Raw genomic sequence first — 1683 nt, forward strand, 5'->3', positions numbered from 1 at the left:
CCCCCAGTGTCAGGATGAGTGTCGCACCCTCTGATACCCTGTTCTTATAAACCGATCAGGGGGCGAAAGGAGACACTCATGCCTCGTTACTCCAAGGAGCGCCGGCAAGCCGTGGTTGCCAAGCTGCTGCCTCCCCACAACCTCTCTCCGCAGGTGATCGCGGAGCAGGAAGGGATCTCGCTGGGCACCGTCTACAAGTGGCGCAAGGAAGCCCGTGCCGAGGGCCGCTGTCTGCCGGATGCTCTGGGCAAGGGCGCCGATGGATGGTCATCCAAGGATAAGTTCAGCGCCGTGATCGAAACCGCCTCGATGAACGCCCAGGAAACCGCGGAATACTGCCGCCGTCGGGGGATCTATCCCGAACAGCTGGAGCGCTGGCGGAATGACTGTGAGCAGGCCGCCAGTCTCTCGCACTCGGAACGCCAGCGTGAGGCCGACGAGGCCAAGCAGCAGCGCAAGCGCATCAAAGCGCTGGAGAAGGAGTTGGCTCGCAAGAACGAGGCCTTGGCGGAAACCGCAGCGTTACTGGCCCTCCGAAAAAAGGCGAGGGCGATCTGGGGGGACGAGGACGAATGATCAGCACCCCAGATCGCCAACGCGCTATCGCGCTGATCGAAGACGCCCGGGCCCAAGGGGCCCGCCTGGAAGCCGCCTGTCGCGAGTTGGGCATCACCGCCCGAACGTACCAACGCTGGACGCGCGACGGCGAGCTACGCGAGGACCAGCGCCCTTTGGTCGACCGGCCGGTGCCGGCTAACGCACTGACACCGGCCGAAGAGCAGGAGATCCTCGACGTGTGCCACCGCCCCGAGTACGCGAGCTTGCCGCCAGAGCAGATCGTGGTGCGTCTGTTCGACGAGGAGCAGCGCTACGTGGCCTCTCCCTCGTCGTTCTACCGCGTCCTGCACAAGCATCGGCAAGTGGTGCATCGTGGCCGTGCCAAAACGCCTCAGCGCCGCGCCAAGCCCACGACCTACCAGGCGACTGCGCCGAACCAGGTGTGGTCGTGGGACGCGACCTGGATGGGTGGTCCGATCAAGGGGCAGTACTACTACCTGGTGATGATGATCGACATCTTCAGCCGCAAGATCACCGGCTGGGAGGTGTTTCTGGCCGAGTCGGCCCATAACTCCCGCAGCGTGCTGGAGCGGGCGGTGCTGGCCGAGCAGATCATCGATCAGCCGCTGGTGTTGCATGCGGACAACGGCAGCCCCTTCAAGGGCGCCACGCTGCTGGAGAAGCTGCATGACCTCGGCATCACGCCATCGTTCAGCCGGCCGCGGGTCTCCAATGATAATCCTTACTCGGAGGCGCTGTTCCGGACCTGCAAGTACCGGCCCTGCTACCCCGTCGACGGGTTTGCCACGATCGACGATGCCCGTGAGTGGGTGGCCGGTTTCGTGCAGTGGTACAACCACGAACATCGCCACAGCGGGATTCGCCTGGTGACGCCGGCACAGCGCCATGCTGGCGGGGATACCGATGTACTGGCCAAGCGCCATGCCATCAATCAGGCAGCACGTGCGGCCAACCCCGCACGCTGGAGCGGCAAGACCCGCAACTGGACGCCGATAGGTACCGTGTCACTCAACCCAGAGCGGGAACTCCAGGTCACCGTCGTAGAGCCGGAAAAACAGGTGGCCTAAAAGACCTCAGAGGCGACAGATTTCTTGACAACTACCG

The 1683-nt window shown here is 63.8% G+C and carries 1 protein-coding gene; it reads left to right on the forward strand.

The annotated features are described in order from the left end of the window. Positions 1-78 precede the first annotated feature (78 nt). Positions 79-1646, forward strand: a protein-coding gene (locus tag INT19_RS09300) for an IS3 family transposase (protein ID WP_226924563.1) whose coding sequence is annotated in 2 segments (ribosomal slippage) — positions 79-544 and positions 544-1646 — 1569 coding nt in all. Because the reading frame shifts where the segments join, the coding sequence is not laid out codon by codon here. Positions 1647-1683: the final 37 nt, after the last annotated feature.

This window comes from Halomonas sp. 3A7M (assembly GCF_014897875.1).
Classification (GTDB): Bacteria; Pseudomonadota; Gammaproteobacteria; order Pseudomonadales; family Halomonadaceae; genus Vreelandella.